This is a genomic window from Streptomyces phytophilus (genome assembly GCF_013870535.1).
In the GTDB taxonomy this organism is placed as follows: domain Bacteria; phylum Actinomycetota; class Actinomycetes; order Streptomycetales; family Streptomycetaceae; genus Streptomyces; species Streptomyces phytophilus.
The window spans coordinates 1-1,877 of the sequence record NZ_JACBXC010001173.1; the positions used below are offsets into that span (position 1 = coordinate 1).

Sequence of the window (1,877 nt, forward strand, 5' to 3'; positions counted from 1 at the left end):
GCCGCCGCCGGGTCGCCGGTCAGCCGGCACTCGGCGGCGAGCCAGCCGGTGTAGCCGGCGGCCTTCAGCGCGCCGAGCCAGGCGGGCCAGTCGAGGTGGCCGGCGCCGGGCTGGAAGCGGTTGGAGTCGGAGACCTGGGCGTGGCCGATCCAGGGCGCGTTGTCGAGGATCGCGGCGGCGGGGTCGGCCTCCTCGATGTTCATGTGGTAGCTGTCGATGCCGATCCGCACGCTGTCCAGGCCGGTGGCGCGGATCAGTTCCGTGGCCTGCTCCAGCCGGTTGACCATGTGGTCCTCGTACCGGTTCAGCGGCTCCAGGAAGAGCGTGACGCCCTCCCGGCGCGCGTGCTCGCCGAGTTCGGCCAGCCCGTCGAGCAGCACGGCGCGGTCGCCGGCCTCGTCGCGCGGCGGGGTGAAGGGCGGCAGCCGGCGGGAGAACATCCCGTACGACGCGGGGGTCTGCGCGCCGGTGCCGCCGATCTCGGCGATCACGGAGAGCTGGGACTTCAGCTGCGCCACCGCGTCGCGGCGCTGCCCGGTGTCGAAGGCGCCGAAGAAGTGCAGCATCTCGACGCAGACGGTGGGCATGACGACGCCGTCGGCGAGGGCCCGCTTCAGCTCGGGCAGCCGGGCGGCGAAGCGCAGGTCGCCCTGGGCGCGCAGCTCGATGCCGTCGTAGCCGGCGGCCTGCGCGAACTCCCACTTCTGCTGGAGGGTGTCGCCGGGCAGCAGTTGTTCCTGGGCCGCGAGGGAGAACATGGCGGGGCGGTCGGCCTTTCTGCGCGGGGGCGTGCGCGGATGCGCGGAGCGGGTCTCCTGGTCGGGCACGGTGTCCTCAGAACTCCAGCACGACCTGGAGCGCGGCCTCGGGCCGCTCGTCGAGCAGGGCGTACGCGTCCGCCGCCCCGGCCGCCGGCACCACGTGGCTGACCAGCGGCAGCACCTCGACGCGGCCCTCGGCCACCAGCCGCAGGAACGTCTGCTGGAGCCGCTGCTGGTCCCACCGCCCGGCCAGCTCCGGCGGACGCCGAGGCGCTGGTGGCGAGTCTCCGTGCGCTGCGTGCGGAGTTGCTCGCGCAGCCGCCCTCGGAGGCTGCCGTCGCCGACGAGCAGGAACTGATCGAGTTGGAGAACGAGGCGCGGGCCGGCCGCGGGGACCGTACCCGGCTGGAACGGCTGCGGGACCGGCTGGAGTTGGGTCAGATCGTCGCCACGGGCAGTGCCGCCGGGGCGGCGGCGGTGGAGTCGATCGCCCGGTTGCTCGGCTGAGAGCCGGGCGGGGGGACAGGGGAGAGGTACATGAGCAGCGGCGGGTCGTACTGGGACGAGGACGCGCAGCAGTGGCTGCAGGGACCCGCGGTCCCCCCGCCTCCGACGATGCCCCCACCCCCGCCGGCAATGCCCCCGCAGCCCCCGCCGCCGCCCGAGCAGCCGCCGCCGACGCCGCTGCCGTCGCGGTCGGACACCGTCGCGGAGGACGGGGTACGGGACGCGGTGCCGGACGAGGCGGACGGCCCCGCAGGCGCCGACGCGCAGGCCCGGCGGGACCCGGATCAACCCGCGGCGGGCGCTGGAGACTCGGGGGACGACGAGCTTCCGGACGGCGGCGCGGCCGATGCGCCGGATGGGGCGGTGGAGGACAGGGTTCCGGAGTCGGCGGACGTGGTGCAGGACCGGTCTGCCGCCGTACCCGGGGGTGAGCAGGCTGCCGATCCGGCCCCGCCGCTGGACGATGAGCTTCCGGACGGCAACGGTGCCGATGCGCCGGATGGGGCGGTGGAGGACAGGGTTCCGGAGTCGGCGGACGTGGTGCAGGACCGGTCCGCCGCAGGCGTATCCGCGGCTGACGGGGCCGCCGTGGACGGCCGCGTCGGCGCG

The 1,877-nt window shown here is 75.4% G+C and carries 2 protein-coding genes and 2 pseudogenes; 2 read left to right on the plus strand and 2 right to left on the minus strand.

Translation table 11 applies throughout. The features are described from left to right. The coding region (locus H5J30_RS30395; protein WP_181790645.1) for a sugar phosphate isomerase/epimerase family protein at positions 1–758 on the minus strand (758 nt) is incomplete at its 3' end. Between the two features lie 76 nt (positions 759–834). Further along, a pseudogene (locus H5J30_RS37565) lies at positions 835–1,023 on the minus strand (oxidoreductase); the annotation flags it as partial. 14 nt (positions 1,024–1,037) lie between these two features. Here H5J30_RS37565 and H5J30_RS30405 point away from each other — a divergent pair. Both H5J30_RS30405 and H5J30_RS30410 read left to right on the plus strand, forming a co-directional pair. Continuing rightward, positions 1,038–1,268 (plus strand): hypothetical protein, encoded by a 231-nt coding sequence (locus H5J30_RS30405; protein WP_181790647.1) that lies wholly within the window; start codon positions 1,038–1,040, stop codon positions 1,266–1,268. 30 nt (positions 1,269–1,298) lie between these two features. Then, positions 1,299–1,877, plus strand: a pseudogene (locus H5J30_RS30410) (hypothetical protein); the annotation flags it as partial.